This is a genomic window from Dyella sp. (assembly GCF_036384435.1).
Taxonomy (GTDB): domain Bacteria; phylum Pseudomonadota; class Gammaproteobacteria; order Xanthomonadales; family Rhodanobacteraceae; genus GSA-30.
Window position 1 is genome coordinate 16,012 of record NZ_DASVMI010000061.1, and the last position, 18,128, is coordinate 34,139.

The following is an 18,128-nucleotide window of genomic DNA, read 5'->3' on the forward strand; positions in this document are numbered from 1 at the left end:
CACCATGACGCCGGGGGCATGGTGTCGGCCATCGCCACATCAGACGAAGACGATGCTGGCGATCGCGCCATTGGCATCGGTACGCGGACGCATCGAGACATCCCAGCCATAAAGCTCGCAGAGGCGCCGCACGATCGCCAGGCCCAACCCGGCACCGCTGCCACCCGCGCCCTCCCCGCGCACGCCACGCTGGAACAGACGCTCGGCATCTTCGGGCTTGATGCCCGGACCGGTATCGATAACTTCGATCTTGTTCGCGCCCACCTCGACACGCACCGAACCTTCCATCGTGTACTTGATGGCGTTACCGATCAGGTTGGTCAGGGCCACCGACAAAACGGACGCCGGTGCATTGACGCTGACCGAGTCATGCTCGACCAGATCGATGGTCAACGGTTTGTCGCGCATCTGTGGACGCTGGCTCTCGATCACGTCAGCGGCCACGCGGGCCACCTCGGTCGTCTCGCCACGGGTGGGACCGCGGCGTTCGGCGCGCGACAATAACAGCAGGGCCTCGATCAGTTCGGTGGCCTGACGCGAAGCGCGCTCGATGCGCTTGAGGCGCTCTCGCGGCTTGTCCGTCAGATCGGGCGAGCCTTGCAGCAATTCGGTCGTACTGGCGATCACCGCCAGCGGTGTACGCAATTCGTGGCTCACATCGGAGTTGAATTCACGATCACGCTCGACCATGGCGGTCAGGCGATTGGCGTATTCATCCAGCGCCAAGGCCAGTTCCCCCACCTCATCGTCGGCGAAGTGCGGCGCCAGCGGCTCGGCCTTGCCGTTCTTGCGAAAATCCCGCAGGCGTCGCGCCAGCTCCGTCACTGGCTTGAGCACCTTGCGCGAGAGCCACAAGCCCAAGCCCAGCGACAACAAGCCAAACAGGAACACCGCGCCGACCACACTGATGAGTAACTGCTGCTTACCCAGTTCGTCGCGCGACACGTCGTACTGGATGAACGCGATCACGCCATCCTTGCGCTGCACCGCCAGCTTGTAATGATGCTGGCGGCCATCGGGGCCCGGCTCGTAGATATCGTGAACACCCGTGGCCAGGCTTTGCCAGGCCAGCGGTGCCTTGTAGATGGTGCGATCGCTCCATGTGGCGGCGCGCACGATATTGAAGACGGGCGGGCGGTCAGGGTGCTCGACCACCTGTTTGTTCAGGTGGTCGACCTCGTCCTGCAAGCTGGTGGTGATGAGCTGGTCTTCTACCCGCGCGCGGATATCCAGCGCCGCGAACGCGAACAGCGCACTGAGGCCAAAACCGAACAGCGCGAACGAAACAACGAGACGGAAACGGAGCTTACGCCTGGACTGCATCCGGCTCGACCATGCGATATCCGATACCGTGCCGCGTGTGGATCAACGGCTTGTCGAAAGGCTTGTCGATGGCCGCGCGCAGGCCATGGATGTGCACGCGCAATGAGTCGCTGTCGGGCAGTTCCTCACCCCATACGCGCTGCTCCAGATCCTGGCGCGTCACCACCGACGGACTCGCTTCCATCAGTGCCTGCAACAGTTTCAAGCCGATGGGATTGAGCTGGATCGACTTGCCTTCACGCGTGACGGTAAGCGTGTCGAGGTTGTAGGTGAGATCACCGACCTTGAGCACACGGCTCTGCGGCCCCTTGCCACGACGTGCCAGCACTTCCAGGCGCGCGGACAGCTCCTGCAAGGCGAACGGCTTGGTCATGTAGTCATCGGCGCCGGATTCGAAGCCGGTCAGCTTCTGCTCCAGCGCATCGCGGGCGGTCAGCATCAATACCGGGGTCTGTTTATGCGCCTCGTGGCGCAACTTGCGGGCGACGTCGAGGCCATCCATGCCCGGCAGGGTAAGATCCAATACGATCACGTCGAAGTCGTGTACCACGGCCAGATGCAGGCCAGTTACGCCATCACCGGCGAAATCCACCGTGTGGCCGCGATCTTCCAGATAATCGCCGATATTGGTCGCGATATCGCTGTTGTCTTCAATGATCAGAACGCGCATGCGTCACTCCGCTACGCAGCCGGAACGGTCCGGCCGACCTGACAAGCTTAACAAGTTGGCTGTGAGCCGTGAGACTGCCAGCCAACACGAAGCTGAACGTGCGGTATGTCGCCCCCAGTTCAAGGCAAAGAAAAAGGCCCAGGGGTGTCGACCTGATGCCGACCCGCCTGGGCCCAAGCTACTGCCCCGATACCGTCATCTGCTGTCACCGGACCAAAGCGGTTGGAAGTGCCGAGCAAATAAACAGTGGGTTCTTTATAGGGGGTCTGGGGTTAGGGGCTGGTTAATTGGTCCCGGCCTGGGCGTTAAGCGCCCGAGCGGAGAGTTTGCGCGGCTGGGCGTGCTGCTCCAGATGCTGAATGATGCACTGGGACACATTGACCCCGGTGGCCGACTCGATACCCTCCAGGCCCGGAGAGGCGTTCACCTCCAGGATCAAGGGCCCCCGGTTGGAGCGCAGCAGGTCGACGCCGGCAATCTCCAGGCCTAACGCGGATGCGGCCTTCACGGCGATACGCTTCTCTTCGGCCGATAGCACGGCCGCGACGGCGCTGCCGCCCCGGTGCAGGTTGGCGCGAAACTCACCCGGGCTGGCGATCCGCTGCATCGCAGCCACCACCTTGCGGCCCACCACGAAGCAACGCAGGTCGCTCCCCTTGGCCTCGCCAATGAACTCCTGCACCAGGAAGTTGGCGTAGAGACCGCGAAAGGCTTCGATGACGCTTTGCGAGGCGCTGCGCTTTTCGGCCAGCACCACGCCCGTGCCCTGGCTGCCCTCGTTGAGCTTGATCACATGCGGCGGCTCGCCCAGCGTCGCCAACAGGTCAGCGGTATCGTCGGGATTGTCGCCAAACACCGTGATCGGCATATCCAGCCCCTGCGAGGCCAGGATCTGCAAGCAGCGCAGCTTGTCGCGAGCGCGCAGCACCGCATCGGAGGGATTGGGCGTGTAGACACCGGCCATTTCCAACTGGCGCAACACAGCCGTGCCATAGAAGGTGCTGGAGGTACCGATACGCGGGATCACCGCATCGATATCACGCAATGCCTTGCCCTTGTAGCGGATGGCCACGTCGCCGGGAGCAATGCGCACATAGCAGCGCAACGGATCGAGCACACGCACCACGTGCCCGCGCTCGCGCGCCACTTCCACCAGACGCTGGGTGGAATAAAGCCGCGCATTGCGGGACAGGATGGCAATTTTCATGAAGCCTCCGCCACCGCCAGCACGGGCCGCGGTTGGGTATAGGAAAGTGCAGGGTCCACGGCAAACCGCCCCACCAGGGCGGTTCGGCCGAGCAACATGGGAAACAGCATATGGCGCCGATCGGTCAGATTGATGTCGACGGTAAAGCGTTGCCCGGCAAGCCATACCTCGCTGCGAATGAACCAGCGCTCGGTCAGCCTGCCGCCGGTGTCACGCACGCCGCGGCGGTCGAACGCCTGGGCCTCGCAGTGCACCGCAATACGCTGGCGCGGCCCGGTGCCCACCACGAAGCGCAGCCACGTCTCGCCATCGCGCTCGAAACTCTCCAGGTCATCGACATGCAGCGCGCTGCTGCGCGCGCCCGTATCGAGCTTGGCCTTCAATGAGGCAATGCCGAGCTGCGGCAAGACAAGCCGCTCCCGCCAGCCGAGTGTGATTACGTCCGCCGTCATCGGTGCAGGGTAAGGGGGTAGCTCGTTGAGCGCAGGTATGGAGCGAGTGAAGGGGAACCATCCTTCCCACTCTAAACCCTTGCCGGTGTTGATCTTTCCCGTCAGGGGCCAAAAATGGGACATCTCGATGGTGCCGCGAAAGCTTAGCATTCGACCTGCGAAAAGTTCCATCCCCCGCGAGGGTCCCAGTGCGTCGTCCAACACATGCTCAACCGACGTCGGCAACCCTTGCCGACTGTTTTAATGATTCACGCTGAGGCGACCGGAATCCCCACCGGATCGCAACAATCGGCGCAGCCACCCTGGCTAGTCACCGGGACTTATCATCGCCGTGTCTCCCGTTGACCGCACCGGCATGACTGAGCACCTCATTTTCCAAACGCCCCATTGGCGCATCAGCCACCGCCGGGATTCCCGCTACGCCGGCTACCTGATGGTTTCGTCCAGGACCCGGCAGCCGGAACTTCACGAGCTACCCGACCCGGCGCTCGCCGAACTCGGCCCGGTCCTGAAGACCGCCGAACGATTGCTGCGCAGGGTTTACCGACCCCTCAAGGTCGTCTTCTACAAGCTGGGTTTCTCAAAAGGCTTCAGCTGCCACTTCCACGTCGCGCCCGTCACACAGGCCCTGCTTGAGGAGGTCGCAAGGCACCCGCAATACGACGATGATCCCGATGGCAACGACGTCATTTTGTTTCTGAGCCGGGTGTATTGCGAACGCGAACTCACGCCGGAGGAAGCTTCGCGCCAGGCGATAACGATCGACGCACTACGAGCCGCGTCGCTCGATGCGCCGCCTCAGGACAGCTGATCCTCGATCGAGACCGATACCACACCGGCACCTCAGACATCCAATCGCGCAGCAGGTCGAACGTATGTTGTACCAACCTGGCCACGTCCTCTCCTCGATCAGACCGCCCCAACCCAAGAAAAGCCTATGCTGGCGATCACTCAGGTATCCCATTTATCGGTATTGCCGCGATGGCCAGCACAGCAAATGCGTTTGACGGCGGCGCCACCTCCGGTAAAGGCCGGCTACCTCGCAAATGTTTGATAACGCCCAACCGCAAGGCTGACCCGCCCTCCCTCCACGACCGGACGTCAGGAGAGGCAGGATGGCTTGTTGTCCGGCGCGATGTCGATTTTCGACCGCCTGGTTCGTCGACCATGCACACCACATCTAAGGAGCTCCCATGAAATACCTAGGCCTGGCCTACTTCACTCCCGAAAAATTCGCCGCCATGACTCCGGAAGAAGTCAAATCACTAGTCAGCCAGTGCCCGGCCTTGGATGAAAAGATGCGCGCCACGGGCAAGCTGCTGGTTTCCGCATCGCTTGGCGATCTGGATACCTGGAAGACGCTTCGTACACGCAGCGGCAAGACACTCGTCACCGACGGTCCTTACACCGAATCGAAAGAAGTGGTGGGCGGGCTATTCATCATTGAAGCAGACAGCCATGAAGAGGCGCTTCGTATCGCTGCCATGCATCCTGCGGCCACGCTGGGAGAGCAAGGCGAGTGGGCTGTCGAACTTATTCCGCTGGACTTCTATCTGGCGCCCTGAGGAAAACCAGGGCGTCCTCGCAATTTTGAGTCATCTCAAGACAGATGCTCTGATCGATGGCGCCCTGAGAAGGTCCACCCGTGAGCAAACACGCGCCTATTGAATCTCGACGGCTTAGTGACGCTTGGTAGAGAAAGACGTGGTTTTAGGCACGACCTGACCAGGGTCCGCGCCCGACGTGCTACTGGCTACCGTTTGCTCAGGCTTGTGCGTTTGTACGGCTGGTTTAGGGACTGGCTGCTGCGGGTTCGCGGCGACAGCTGTCGCCTGGCGCTTGTTCGCCGCCTCGCCGTCCTGATACGAACTCGAAGCAAAGCTCGTGGACGTCGCCGGTTGCCTATCGCGCTTTCTTTCCATTTCTTTTGATTTGGAACTGGCAAGCAATTGGTCAAGAACATCCGCTGACGATTGACTAGGGCTCGATGACTGAGCCGAGCCACCGCCTTGCGCTGACGTAAAGGCGGGCTGGGTATTCGCACTCGGCTCACGGGTAGAACCCATGCTAAGACTCGACGTTGTTGCAGTCGTCGTGGATTGCGTAGCTTCAGGCCTGTTGGTGTTCACAACCACATCCTGTTGCCCGGTCCGCGTTGTCTTACCCGGCTGAAAGAAGCTGTTGATCGAGGTCTGCCCTTTGGAAGCACTATGCTTATCGAGAGCGATGGACGATTCTTGTCTTGAACTCTTGAAGCCATCCTTGGTCAAGTAAATATCCGAGAGCTCCAACGTATGGCCCTTGTAGTCCACAAACTGCACTTCATCAAAATGCAGTCTGTCACGATGGGCTTCAGCAAGACCTTTGAGGTGCTCCAACGCTTTAACTCTATCCATCTCGGTCGCGTGAAGGTCGATCAAGAGCCGCTGTGTGTAATCGTCGCCCATGATGGCTCTGCGACGGGAGAATTCCCTCTCAAACGGGCCCACTTTGACGTCACCCGGCTTTTCATCACTCGCTTTCACCGCAAACATTTTTTTGAAAGCTGCCTCGGCAGTATCGTTGTCGTAGCGGGTGGCTATCTTTAGATCGATGGCAATCTTGCTGCCTCCCCTCTTCACGACCAGATCGGGGTAGGTCTTGTCTGCAAAGTAAGCACCTTTCTCTTTGTCATTCTGCTCTTTAGTGGCCTCTCTCACGGCCTTCTGTTCCCTCCCTGTCAAATCGCCCTTATGGAATTCGCCAGCCGACACGTTCGAGGTTTTCGCCGCCTGAAACTCCGGCTCGATGGCGAAAGAGCGCTTCTTGGATTTCTCATGCACCAAGCCACCATACTCTGGAACAACACCGGGCTTGGCCTTCGATGAATCATCCGAATCATTGGGAATGCGAGCCACTTGAAGGAAGTCGTAGCCGGCTGCGTCCAGCAATCTGGCCGTCATCCGATAAACACCCTTATCGGACTCCTTATAATCGATGTTTCTGTCGTACCTTCTCTGCAATCCGCAGTTATTCGCCCACCATATCGATGACAACTGGAGGCGATTAGGCAGCGATTTGTCCTGCTCCCGGAACTCACTCCCGAGTTCACTCCACGTGTACGATGGATTGCCGGGATCTTCCTTCTTCGCTTGCGAGCCTGTTTTCTTGCTCTGCTGTTGACCCTTTGGCATACATCCCTCCCGAGGGAATGGCATCAACTCAATGCATGTACATCCGACAACTGAGGGCTTGAACGCTCACCGTCAATAACCGTTCTTACATCACTCCCTGCCGACGCAACACTTCATCTTCTCGACGAGTTCTTGCTTGCCCAGCCCAGGTGACCAAAGGCTTTCGCACCTGCAAAACCTTACCTCCCGATGGATAAGTCAACCCTCGATAGAGCCGCTGCACAGTCCATGCCGCCTTGCGAAAAAAATACATACCCGCCCCCCCAGCAGACTGGATGACGGTACCGACAGCGATACCTGATTGCCATAGGTATATTTGCCTAGGGCAAAAACTGATACCGCGAGGCGTTTGAAACGCGGAGCGTTGGGGCACAAGGAACAGCCCATCAACGTGATGGCTTACCTCTAGCGATCCATCGGATGGATATCGCTTAAAGCCAAACACAAGCGCTTGAAACAGGCCGGGCGGCGCCAAGCATCAAATGGACTCAAATGGACATGGAAGCCGGCAGCGACGCCTCGCTCGAATGAAACCAGAGTCCTGGATGGGTTTGATTTCCAGCATGCGGCTGCCTGCTGCTCAGCCTTGACTTGAACACGTCCTGGAGCACATGCGCTTCAAACGCCTGTTCACCCATCGCCCTTGAAAAGCGATGTGTGTTGCGCGGCGCGCATCACAAATTCGAGCGATCCATGCGCGCATGCTGCGCCTGCTTCGAGCATAAGCAATGGGGACACCACCCAATTCAAGACTGATCCTTCCCAGGAGGCATGGCTATGCGTATTCAACGCGGTCTCGTGATGCTGCTTTTAATAGGCATCGCATCCTTGCTTTCAAGCAATGCACTGGCGTATCACATGGCTCCGGCCAACACGACCTTTGTTGCGCAAGGTCCGTTTAATGTGGCCGTGGCGGGAGTCAACATCCCGTGCAACGCTGTATTCATCGTGGTCACCGATGCCGCGGGGCAACCCGCGATCACTGACGCCAAGTTTGAAGGGCAGATCCTGTGCTCGACAATTAAACCCATTCAACTTCCGTGGAAAATTGAAATCAGCTCCATGACCACAGGCATCATTCACAACGTCGGCTTGATGACTCCCCCGGCCACATGCACAGGCAATCTGCCGGTGATATTCAGCCTATCAAACACCTTTACCATTCCTAACACGGCGATGATAGGTGGATGTACGGTAGGCGGAACATTGACGGTCAGTCCCCCCTACGTCATCGTGCCTTGATGTAAGCAACAGGATTTGAGAGGGCGTCGCCGCCGTCATCGGTCGGCAGCCGCCCTCAGAATCAACTCTCCGCGCACATCAAGATGAGGCCTTGGCGAACCGGTCCACTGAGGCCGGTCCGGCTCCGCCGTCAACGACGGTCAGGCTCCGCAACCTGAGAACGCCGCAGCGGGTGCCTGCCTCCGGGCGCGCGCAGTCACTGGACGGCGTCCTGTCCCACACGCATGGCCCCAATCGTGACAATATGCGCGCCGGGGCCGAGGTGAATTGGGCCCGGCATCGCAAGCTTGCTTTGCTCGCCGTCAACGGTGAGCGCCCCTGCGAAATGCCCTAAGAATGTCGGATCAAAGACGATGGGGGCTCCCTCGGAAGACAACGATACGGTGACGCCCGCGTCGCTCGTTCGCCAGTCCACATGCACCGAACCATGGGGGGTGGGCACCGTCCCGCGAGCCCACGCCAAGCCCAAGGTGTGCGGTGCGATGCGGACGCGAGTAAACCCCGGCGCGTCCGGGGTCACCCCCAATACGCGGGAGGACAGCTGAACGAGCGGCGTGCCACCCCAGCTGTGACTCCAGTCGCCTGCCGTCCACATTTCGCGAAACGTCCCGGTTTGCGGATGCAGATGCCAGCGCTGTAGCTGATTCCATGCTGCGTGATCCCACTGCCCGGTCGCCGCCTCGGCATCGAACGCAAAATGCATGAAATAGGGCTGCACATTGAGCCGGTCGCGACCCAAGAGTGAGCGCACCAAACGCTGGCTGCGATCCGCATTGCCCAAGCCGTACAGGGCGGCGAGCAGATTGACTTGGTCGCTGTGCGTCTCGACCGCTCGGTCTGCGGGAAAGTAGTGCGAGTGAGGCTGGTGATTTTGGAACGGCTTTCCGTCGCGATACAAGCCCGCGAGGGGATCCCACAGTTCTGCATTGAACGCGTCGCGCAACTGCGAGGCTTCACTCGCGTAAGCGAACGCCTGCTGCGTGCTCCCGACCAAACGAGCGATGCGGGCGCCATCTTGCAAGCCACGGTAATACAGCGCTGAAAAATAGCCTTGGCCGATGACCGCAGGGGGATGATGCAAGTTGAACCCTTCAAGCGTGACCCAGTCCATGAACATGTAGTTGGGCGCCTCCGAGAGCAGCCCGTTGGCGCCGCGATAGCTGGCAAGATGGGTCAGTAACCGATGCACGCTCGGCGCCAACTCCCGAACCAAGCTCAGATCGCCGGTATGGTCGTAATACTGAAGCAGCATCTGAGTCCAGAAGAGCGGATAGCTCGCGTGAAAGGTGATCTCGCCGTTCTTGTCGAGCAACGCTGCAAATTGCCGCAGGTTTTGCGCAGCCATCCACGGGTCGCCGAACGCATAGTCGCTTTGGGCCGCGGCAATGAGGTAATCGCCGGGATCCCCGATGGGCTCTTGGTGGTTCGGCGAGTCAAGGAAGCGGTCTTGCAGACAGATTTGCGTTTGCCAGCGCGCCGCTTTCCACAATGCGTTCAGATGATCGTCACTGCTCTCGAACGAGCCACGGTATTGCACGGGCTGTGAGGTGAAGATGGCCCGCAGGAAGCGCAAGCGGACTGGCTTTGCCGCGTGAGCAATACGTACTTCCACCTGAGAAAACGAGTCATAACTGGGACTTTCCCACGTCGTGGCGCCCTCGCGAAGCTGCACCTCCAATGGCCGCGCGATCTCGGTCTGGTCATCGGTTTCCTTGGGAACCAACGTGATGATGGCGCCTTCTGGCGCTTCCGCCTGCAAAGCCAAGTAGGCACTGACGACCCGCCCATAGTGGACCGTGAATTGCGCATCCCCATCCACCACGATGTCTGTGGCCGGGTCACCGACGTCTCCTGCACGAGTCACGCGCCCGCTAACGTTGTCCACGCTGTGAGCGGGCCAAGTTGCCTCCATCCGCGCAGGAATGAGGCTCGGACGAAGCGTCCCCCACGCCCCCGTGGCTGGCGTGACGGCTGCCCAGGCTGCACTGCCTATAGGCTCAGGCCACCCGTCGGGCTGCTGGGCAGCGCTGACGCGAAGCCCCTCCAGATCGGGCGCATCCGCGAACCGCCCGACGCGATAGGTGCTGGCCGTGCGCCCCACCCAACCGATCGGGCCTTCCAGGTGCGTGGTGCGTCCATCTGCGTATCGCAGCGATGCCTCGAAGGCGAACCCCGTTTGCCCGGTCGTGTAAGCGGACAGCACTGGTGCGTTGACGATCTCGACGGCAATGCGGTTGGGTCCTGCGCGCAAATAGGGTCGAGCGTCCATGCGCTGATACAGCCATTGGTGCGTCCATCGCGGGGGTTGGCCCACGTCCGAGCCCGGATCGTCGGGTCCACGAAGCACCAAAACGCCATTGATCCACACCCGATACGCCTGATCCCCGCTCAAACGAAAGGAGGCTTCGGTCAACGCGGCGCGGGCGTCGATCGTCAGCTCTCGCGTCAGATACACCGTGCGTGCGTCGGCCACAGTAGGCACGGTGAACCAATGCGGCGACCAGTTCGAACCGCCGGTGGGGAGACGCACGGGCGCATCCGCTTGAATCCCGTCCACATTGACCCGAGCGTGACCGCGCCACGGGGCGACGGGGCCGATCACGTCCTCGGAAACCGTCGCCCATGCGCTGGAAGATGCCGCAAGACCGATCACGGTCACCACAACCCAGGGCCTGATCATCCGCAACTCCAACCCGAAAATAGCGATCGTGCCATGATCTCCAGCTCATGAACACGGCGGATAAGTGCTTAGCGCCTTAAGTCGGGCAATCGCAGAGCTTGGTCAAAGCTCATGCGGCAGCGAATCGATGCCCCGGGCTTCCCGGAGACTGTTTGATTTGAGTCACGCTGCTTTGCGCAGTGCGCTCTGGGGCGGATAGTAATCGGCTTCGGCTTGCGCGGGTGTTCGGTAATCGATCGACGAGAGCAAGCGTCGATGGTTGTACCAAGCTCGGCCTGCTTAAGCGCGTAGGCGATCTGCTCTTCAGTAAAACGAGACTTCTTCATCGCTCGACTCCTCGTTTTGCACGGGGCCCATGCGGCCGAATTCTCTACTTTACGATGGCCCAGTTTTCTGGGGGTGGGTCAAGGGCTGCTTTGAAGACAAAAAAACCACTCGAATGAGCGGGCCTCGACCTAAAAAGTACCATCCTTAAATTTCACATCTCCCCGACGAGTTTACTTCGAAGGCTCCTTCAAAACTTCTTCTCCACGACGCAAGCATTCGTCCGATGGCCTGCCGGGGTCTTTCGAAGGAAAGCAAGCATCCATTTCTGTTCGTGCAGTGTCATACCCACCATCGAGCGACTTCTTTAGCCAGAAAAATGCACGTCGCCGAGACTCCGGAGTGTGCTTGTCCATCAAGAATGTGTATAGCTGAAATTCAGAAGACGGGTCACCGTTCTCTGCACCTATGGCCGACCATTTCTCTAGCTGAGCCAGATTGAAGTGGTCATACATGTAGTAGCGAATGACCTCACTGGATGCAGATGCACTTCCATCTAAAGCATCTTTTTCAAGTAAGTCGATGCTTTTTGAAAAATTAAGCGTATTTGCAACCAACGGAGCTTGCTCGGAACCAGCCATACCCGAATAGCAAATTACAGTCACAGCAAGTATTGAACTGAAAAAAGACTTCATGACTCTCCACCTCCAAATTTCACAAAATGGCCTGGTTTGTCGAAATTAGCTCCTTTTTCGTTAGCTTGATCAGGCGAGGCAGTTGTGGGCAAGTTTTCCTCGCCGTTAGTCTCGTATATGCGAAAACTTCCATCCGACATGAACCACCCCCAAGTACTTGGCGCCCATACAACCTGATGTAATGATCTCGACAAATTCCATCCATATGGCTTGCCACCGTTTATGTGATCTGATTCCTCAGGCACGGCTCCGGCACTGCAAGCCAATAATCGCACAGGCTTTCCTTTGCACGAGGCCGTCCTTCTAATTTTGTTAGCTAAAATATCGGCTCTTAAACTTCCAACCAAATCAGTGTTTCCATGACCAGCCACCGTACACTCGCCAGGATCACCCTGGTAGTTGTTTGCTGCGTTCCACGCACTAAAGTCTCGTTTCTTATCAAAGAGATTTATATCCACTTGCAAACCAAACATATCGGAAAAGGAATACGGACTACTAGTCACATAGGCATAAGTATCTGTTCCTGCAAATAGCCCAAAAGGGTCGCTCTGCAAATACCGACCAACCTCCGCATCGTAATCACGGTTCACATTGTAAGCAACGCCCCTCTCCGCATCAAAGTACTGGCCTGGATAGCGGAGGTTAAAAGCAAATCCACTGGTGCTGGTCGGCTGCTTCTCACCGAAGGGATTGCTCTGATACTGCCACTGCCACACCTGAGAACCCGAGGCATTGCTAATCGACCGAGGTGTTCCAAGGCCATCTGCAACCACAAAATTGACCGATGAAGTAGGGCCCGAGCCATCGACCACTCCGATGGGCAAGTTCCCCATCCAAACATAGTCACGAGAGGATGAACCGTACTCACCCAAGAGCTGGCTGTTTTCATCGTAAGCAAACCGCTGACTGACCTGCGCCTGCGCAAGTAATTTGTTGATGCGCTCACCCATCGCATTGTAAGAGTACGTTCCCACCGTCGCATTGTTGGCCTGAGCAACAGTCAAGCGATTGCGCCCGCCATAGCCAAATCCAAACGTCTGACCACCCGTTGAATTCCCTGTGGTGTTGCCGTTCAAGTCATACGATCTGGCGGAGTTGCCAATACTGGTGAGCCAGTGTGTTCCGGATTGATACCCATACGTCCCGGTCGAAAGGCCGCCGACGCTGGTCTTGCTCAACCGATCACCGGTTTGGTTGTACGTGTAGGATTCGATCGGACTGCCCTGCCCGTCCAGCACACCGGTCAGGTGATACAGGGGATCATAGGTGTAGGTCTCAATCGGGCTGGCAACGCCGGGGGCGTTCCCGAGCGCGGTGATGTTGCCCATCGAGTCAAGCAAGAAATGCAAATTGAAGTTCGGGCTGGTCAGGTCCGTCAGTCGATAGTTTGCATCGTAGGTGCGCGTTACCTGCTGACCGTTACCGAGCTCGTAGCCCGACACTGGACCGAACGGCAGATAGGTCACGTTGCTGACCACCGTCTGGGTAGCGCCGCCTGAGGGAGTTGCCGTAACCGACGTGATCTGGCCCAGATTGTTTCGCGTGTATTGCACCAGGGCGCCACTCGGATACGCCACCTGACTGATGCGGCTTGCCAGCGTATAAACGTAGGTCGTGGTGTCGGTGACTGCACTTTGCGTTTGGCGCTTTTGAATGACATTGCCCCGGTCGTCGTAGCAGTAAGCGGTCGTGACTGCGTTTTCCACCACCCGGGTCAGATAACCCTTCCGTTGAGATCCAAAACCTCCCGCACAACCGGTCACGAAGTTGGACTCATCGTAGTAATAAGCCACGTTGAGCGACGCATCGGTATACGAGACGGTCAAGACGCGATTCAACGCATCATAGGTAAAGGTGCTGACCACGCCCTTCGCATCGGTATGCGTCAACACATTGCCGGCGGCGTCGAAGGTATCTGTGCTGCTCCCTGTATCCGGGCTCTGCAAACCGACTTGATTGTCCAGACCATCATACGTGTAGTGCGTGGTCAGATTGGATGGGTCAGTGACTTGCGCCACACGGTCTAGCGCATCTTGTGAGAGGGTGGTGGTGGTATTCCGGGTGGCCGTATCCGAGCCGTTGACATTGGCGATGGTGCTGCTCAGCCGGTTGAGCGCATCCAGGGTTTCTTTTTGTTGGATGCCCAACGCGTCCTTGGACTGAACCAGGCTGCCATTGGCGTCGTAGCTTCCACTGGCACTGGCATCGAGGATGGTGTGGTTCAAACCATCCAGGGTCTTGACCATTTGCCCCAGGTTGTTGAACTGGTGCGACAAGCTACGAACGGGTGTCGAGCCGCCCGACGCATACACCTGCTCCCCAACATGCTTGCCGACCGCGTTGAGGGTGTACTGAATATAATTGCCCTGCGCATCCGTGATTTTCGTCAGGCGATGGGCATCGTCATACCCATACGTCGTGACCACTCCGTCCGGGTCAGTCACGGTCTCAAGGGCACCAAACGGGGTATAGGTATAAGTGGTGGTTATCTCGCCTTGGAAGCCTGTCGTCACCGATGCAAGCCAGCCGCGCGGGGTATAGGTCATCGACGTCGTCATACCGTTGGCGTCGGCCACGCTGATGAGATGCCCCGCCCCATCGTAGGCGATGAACGTCGTACGATGACCCAGAGGGTCTGTGACAGTCGCCAAGTCACCATGATGATAGAGGGCGCTATCGCTCATGTAATAGCTGTACGTGGTGGTGTCGTCCACATCGGTACGTGGACCTTTTCGGGTCAGTACCAATCCGATAATCGGGCACCGCGTACTGTCCACCGCATCGCAATAAGTGGTGGTGGTTCGACGGACACCAACGGGGGCTGTCCCAGTCACTGAACAGGTGTAGGTAGCAGCGGTGGGAATGGATGGGTCCATCCTGCAATACGCCAACGCCTGACCTCTGGCGTTATAGACCCACCCTTCCTGGGAGACGGTATTGCCACCTGCATCTTGAATCGTGCGTGTGAGGGGATTGCGGAACACACCATCCCACGTCGTATTCGTCGTGCGCTGAACCGATGTGCCACTGGCTTCCACGTTCTTCAGCAGCAGGCCATTGGGACTGTAGGTCGTCAAGGTCTTGTTGCCGTTGAAATCGGTGAAGCTCGTCGGCCATCCATTGCCATCGTAGGTCACCGAACTCCACGGCTCGCCACAATCGGCACCACAGTTGGAACTTGACCCACCAACCTTGTAGCCACCATTGACATTGACCAGGCCCGGTCGATACGTGTAACCGAGTGGTGTGGTCACATTGACGGGAGTGACGCCATTGCTGACGAAGCTGTAGAACGAAAAGCTGGTCTTGTCCGCACCGAGCGCAAACTGCGTGCTATTGACCCGCCCGTCGGACGAATACGATGTGGTCTCGTAGCGCGTGCCATTTTCATCCAGCACGCCGGTCATGACATGGGGCAACGAACTGCCGACCAGGGAGGATTCGTTGTACAGATACTGACGGGTGTGTGTATCGGGATAAGTGACCGTACTCAGATTGTTGTTGGCGTCATAGCTATAGGTCAGCACACCACCATCTGGCTGCGTGACCGACTGCACGCGCGCACTGATGTCATACGTAAATTGCAGTGCACGGCCATCCGGTGCCGTCACACTCAGAAGCAGCCCTGGCTTGGGTGCGATGGTTGCAGGCGTCGTCGCATCACTGTAGGCCAGCGTCGTTACCGCGCCGGACAAGTCAGTGATGGATTGCAGGACCCCATCCGGAGAATAAAGCTCGGTCTTGCGGTTACCGACGAAGAAGGCGGCGTAGCCCGTGGTAACACCGTTGGCGTCTTTGAGCTCCGTAATGGTGTCTGGATCTTCGCTGGAAGGGACCCAGGCTCCACTGCTGCTCTGGTTGAAGACCTCGCTGCTACCGTCCGGTCGGTCCAGGATGAGCTGGTTGATGCCGTTGTAGGCCGTTCCCGTTGCCGATATCAGGACTTCCAGCTTGCGGGAGAACGAGTGACGCCATTGCGCGCCCAAGTTGGCATCTGGCACAGGATTGAGCGAGTTATAGAACCGGCGAAAGGTCAGCCAATCGCCGCCTCGAAAATCGGTTTCCTGGCCAAACTTGTTGCCATTGCCGACACTCACCGGATCGGCCGTACTGGTTCCGGTGGGCCTGGCGCCTTCGCTATCGGCAGAGGCATCCCCTGCGCTTCGACTGGGGCTGGCGCCAGCGATTTTTCCACCCGCCGCCTCGGAGCAGGGAATGCAGTATCCGGTGGTCTTGAGCACGTCTTCGTAGTGAGACGTGGCGTAAATCGCATCGGTGCTGGGGCTCGCTCCCGGAGACGTCAATACGATGATGGCCGCCGCGCTGCCCTGCTTGGCTGGGTCTGTATAAACCGGTTGAATGGAGCAGCCCGGGCAATGTGGCGCCCAGGCGGCCATCAACGCATCGGCGGCCTGCTCTTTCGAGTTGTAAGAACCGACCAGCACGGCGCTTTGTACCGTGTAGGGAGGGCCATAATAGGTTTGCTGGGCATGAGCCGAGCCCATGCCCAGCCATCCCAAACAGGACAACATCAGCCAGGTTAATCGATGCTGGAATAAACGGGAGAACCTATGACGACGCATAGTTCGACATTCCTTGTGCCATGACAATACATTCGGCTTGGCCTGAGCCAATCCGGGGGAAGGTTTTTGAAAATCAAACGAGCAAAGTCGCCCGTGCAGCCTCTTATGGGGAAAGAAGCGCTAAAGAAAAATCAAAGGTGTTAGACACTGAAGGGGTTCTTCGACTGAGAACCAAGATGAAGCATCCCGCTTGCCTCCCTTTCATCCTTGATAATGGCGCTGATACTGCACTCCAAACTTTTTTCATGTCAACGAGCAATTTCTTGCGATATCTAATTTCATTTATTTGACCGAGATATTCGCGCAATTGAATGAATGACCAGCATAAAGGAGCCTGGTAGCAAAGATTGAGACGCGAAGGGGGAGAGATGCTAGACGAACAAAAGGGAAACTTAAAAAAACTATGCTATCCGTCGACCCGGCGTAGACCGAGACGTATGCGAATCGGCTTTGACGGCGCCAAAAGCGCTGGATTCCAGCATTTGCCGGAATAACGACTTCGGTGAGGGGTCTTCCTATATTTCATGATGAGGCAAAAAACACGCGGGTATAAATCATTTTGAGTTTACCTCCAAGCCGTCAAGCCATGGAAAGCATTGAGCTTCGCACAGCTATGAAAAATGGATGCGGTCTGCCAAAAACCACAAGCAACCACGATAAGCCCATAACAATAGGGTTTATCGCTTGAGCCTTGAAAGCTCCACAGCCCTTCCCCTGCGAAGGTGTTCAAACACTCGGCCCAAGGCAACACCCATAGAGGCTGCAACCAAACAGGCTGCGTCTCCTGTGCCATGGACCGGTCGAACAATAAAACGGCTGCCCACCAGGGGCCGAAGGTCGTTCGACACCCAAAAGCGGGCGTAGATACCCGACGAACGGGTCAACAAGAATGGGTTCGGCATGGAAAACGATACCTAAGAAAGGTCGTTCGTTTGAAGTACCGAAATGCTAAAGGATGACTTCAGGGCGCGCTTTGCGGGCATCTGAGCTGGAGACTGGAGCGGGTGAAGGGAATCGGATCGAAATCCTCACCCTGCCCCGCTAAGAGTCTTCCGCAACGGATTCATCGACTTACAGCCGGCGATACCCGAAGCGATACCCTGGCAATGTATCAGCCGCCACCTGTCCTGTCGATACGCCGAGGCTGCAATGAGTTTTGTCGGCACCGGCATTGGCAGGAGCAATAATGACCCAAACCGCTTAGATTCACGCCGATTTGCGAGAGGAGCGGCGAGGGATAAATGGCACGGCCGGAAGACAGCCGTGTCAGGTCGATAGAGTTGTTGAATGCAAAGCGACTTTCGTGTGCTGCTCGGCCAGTACACCGAGAAAACTCTCTCCCGAAATTACCGCGTCTAGTTGGCTAGAGCCGAATGGAACTATCCGCCGATGACCGACGTAGTGGAGGGATAGTGCGGTTCTGATTGCGGGCGGAACTTTTTTCGCTGTGCCCTCAGTGAAGAGAATGGCGAACTTCGTATTGTGCGTCGCCATGATTCCTGCCAATTTTTGAACCCACCCAGATTGGATGCCGCCCTTCACACACTTCGCCTCTCCAAGCACCATTGCTCCGACATCCTGCAAATAGGGAACAACAGAGGCGGCGATTGGACCTAGCTGCATCAGGAGGTCAATCTCTGATGTGGTAGTGTGAACGTTTGTTTTTCCAGTGAAGAGCTTCCCATCAATCATCAGCGTCGCAAGAAGCCTTTCGAATATGAGGCCAATGAGCCGTGATTGACGTCCCTTGTTTTGCTTTGCACCCGGCCCGGTGAAAGTCATGGCGCGCACCTTTCTTAGCCGGCTTCTCCAAACTTGGAGCCGAACGACGTCCACCGG

At 57.8% G+C, this 18,128-nt stretch carries 13 protein-coding genes; 3 read left to right on the forward strand and 10 right to left on the reverse strand.

Annotated features, from left to right (window positions below; translation table 11 throughout):
• Positions 1 to 39: 39 nt before the first annotated feature.
• The 4 genes from VF436_RS05570 to VF436_RS05585 form a co-directional block, all read right to left on the reverse strand.
• Entirely contained in the window at positions 40 to 1,323 is a 1,284-nt protein-coding gene (locus VF436_RS05570; protein WP_330903021.1) for a HAMP domain-containing sensor histidine kinase, read from the reverse strand.
• Positions 1,307 to 1,993 (reverse strand): response regulator transcription factor, encoded by a 687-nt coding sequence (locus VF436_RS05575; protein ID WP_281850407.1) that lies wholly within the window; start codon positions 1,991 to 1,993, stop codon positions 1,307 to 1,309. Before VF436_RS05575 ends, VF436_RS05570 begins: the two co-directional genes overlap by 17 nt.
• A 283-nt stretch (positions 1,994 to 2,276) precedes the next feature.
• Positions 2,277 to 3,200: a 30S ribosomal protein S6--L-glutamate ligase gene (rimK, locus tag VF436_RS05580; RefSeq protein WP_330903023.1), complete on the reverse strand. Its 924-nt coding sequence runs from the start codon at positions 3,198 to 3,200 to the stop codon at positions 2,277 to 2,279.
• The gene (locus tag VF436_RS05585; protein WP_330903032.1) at positions 3,197 to 3,652 is read right to left on the reverse strand and encodes an ATP-dependent zinc protease; all 456 of its coding nucleotides are present in this window, start codon (positions 3,650 to 3,652) and stop codon (positions 3,197 to 3,199) included. The genes rimK and VF436_RS05585 overlap by 4 nt, the downstream gene beginning before the upstream one ends.
• Positions 3,653 to 4,007: 355 nt before the next feature.
• Here VF436_RS05585 and VF436_RS05590 point away from each other — a divergent pair, with 355 nt between their 5' ends.
• A complete protein-coding gene (locus VF436_RS05590; RefSeq protein ID WP_330903024.1) occupies positions 4,008 to 4,463 on the forward strand; it encodes a hypothetical protein in 456 nt (151 codons plus the stop codon).
• Positions 4,464 to 4,845: 382 nt separating this feature from the next.
• Positions 4,846 to 5,217 carry a YciI family protein gene (locus VF436_RS05595; RefSeq protein ID WP_330903025.1) on the forward strand — a complete coding sequence of 124 codons (372 nt, stop codon included), beginning with the start codon at positions 4,846 to 4,848 and terminating at the stop codon, positions 5,215 to 5,217.
• A 114-nt stretch (positions 5,218 to 5,331) separates the two neighbouring features.
• On the opposite strand, the gene VF436_RS05600 is transcribed toward VF436_RS05595, so the two are convergent.
• On the reverse strand, positions 5,332 to 6,825 hold the full coding sequence (locus VF436_RS05600; RefSeq protein WP_330903026.1) for a hypothetical protein: 1,494 nt from the start codon (positions 6,823 to 6,825) through the stop codon (positions 5,332 to 5,334).
• A 777-nt stretch (positions 6,826 to 7,602) separates the two neighbouring features.
• Between VF436_RS05600 and VF436_RS05605 the strand changes: the two genes are divergently transcribed.
• Entirely contained in the window at positions 7,603 to 8,067 is a 465-nt protein-coding gene (locus tag VF436_RS05605; RefSeq protein ID WP_330903027.1) for a hypothetical protein, read from the forward strand.
• 196 nt (positions 8,068 to 8,263) lie between these two features.
• On the opposite strand, the gene VF436_RS05610 is transcribed toward VF436_RS05605, so the two are convergent.
• The 5 genes from VF436_RS05610 to VF436_RS05630 form a co-directional block, all read right to left on the reverse strand.
• Positions 8,264 to 10,747 (reverse strand): alpha-L-rhamnosidase C-terminal domain-containing protein, encoded by a 2,484-nt coding sequence (locus VF436_RS05610; protein ID WP_330903028.1) that lies wholly within the window; start codon positions 10,745 to 10,747, stop codon positions 8,264 to 8,266.
• 68 nt (positions 10,748 to 10,815) lie between these two features.
• Positions 10,816 to 11,073, reverse strand: coding sequence for a hypothetical protein (locus VF436_RS05615; protein ID WP_330903033.1), 258 nt, complete (start codon positions 11,071 to 11,073; stop codon positions 10,816 to 10,818).
• Between the two features lie 171 nt (positions 11,074 to 11,244).
• Positions 11,245 to 11,706: a hypothetical protein gene (locus VF436_RS05620; RefSeq protein WP_330903029.1), complete on the reverse strand. Its 462-nt coding sequence runs from the start codon at positions 11,704 to 11,706 to the stop codon at positions 11,245 to 11,247.
• Positions 11,703 to 16,289 carry an RHS repeat-associated core domain-containing protein gene (locus VF436_RS05625; RefSeq protein ID WP_330903030.1) on the reverse strand — a complete coding sequence of 1,529 codons (4,587 nt, stop codon included), beginning with the start codon at positions 16,287 to 16,289 and terminating at the stop codon, positions 11,703 to 11,705. Before VF436_RS05625 ends, VF436_RS05620 begins: the two co-directional genes overlap by 4 nt.
• Positions 16,290 to 17,555: 1,266 nt before the next feature.
• Positions 17,556 to 18,128 (reverse strand): hypothetical protein (locus tag VF436_RS05630; protein WP_330903031.1); only part of this gene is annotated, 573 nt, incomplete at its 5' end.

Bases quoted from the DNA above. Each gene is read 5' to 3' on its own strand.
- VF436_RS05570 (WP_330903021.1), bottom strand. From the start codon at position 1,323: ATGCAGTCCAGGCGTAAGCTCCGTTTCCGTCTCGTTGTTTCGTTCGCG.
- VF436_RS05575 (WP_281850407.1), bottom strand. From the start codon at position 1,993: ATGCGCGTTCTGATCATTGAAGACAACAGCGATATCGCGACCAATATC.
- rimK (WP_330903023.1), bottom strand. From the start codon at position 3,200: ATGAAAATTGCCATCCTGTCCCGCAATGCGCGGCTTTATTCCACCCAG.
- VF436_RS05585 (WP_330903032.1), bottom strand. From the start codon at position 3,652: ATGACGGCGGACGTAATCACACTCGGCTGGCGGGAGCGGCTTGTCTTG.
- VF436_RS05590 (WP_330903024.1), top strand. From the start codon at position 4,008: ATGACTGAGCACCTCATTTTCCAAACGCCCCATTGGCGCATCAGCCAC.
- VF436_RS05595 (WP_330903025.1), top strand. From the start codon at position 4,846: ATGAAATACCTAGGCCTGGCCTACTTCACTCCCGAAAAATTCGCCGCC.
- VF436_RS05600 (WP_330903026.1), bottom strand. From the start codon at position 6,825: ATGCCAAAGGGTCAACAGCAGAGCAAGAAAACAGGCTCGCAAGCGAAG.
- VF436_RS05605 (WP_330903027.1), top strand. From the start codon at position 7,603: ATGCGTATTCAACGCGGTCTCGTGATGCTGCTTTTAATAGGCATCGCA.
- VF436_RS05610 (WP_330903028.1), bottom strand. From the start codon at position 10,747: ATGATCAGGCCCTGGGTTGTGGTGACCGTGATCGGTCTTGCGGCATCT.
- VF436_RS05615 (WP_330903033.1), bottom strand. From the start codon at position 11,073: ATGAAGAAGTCTCGTTTTACTGAAGAGCAGATCGCCTACGCGCTTAAG.
- VF436_RS05620 (WP_330903029.1), bottom strand. From the start codon at position 11,706: ATGAAGTCTTTTTTCAGTTCAATACTTGCTGTGACTGTAATTTGCTAT.
- VF436_RS05625 (WP_330903030.1), bottom strand. From the start codon at position 16,289: ATGCGTCGTCATAGGTTCTCCCGTTTATTCCAGCATCGATTAACCTGG.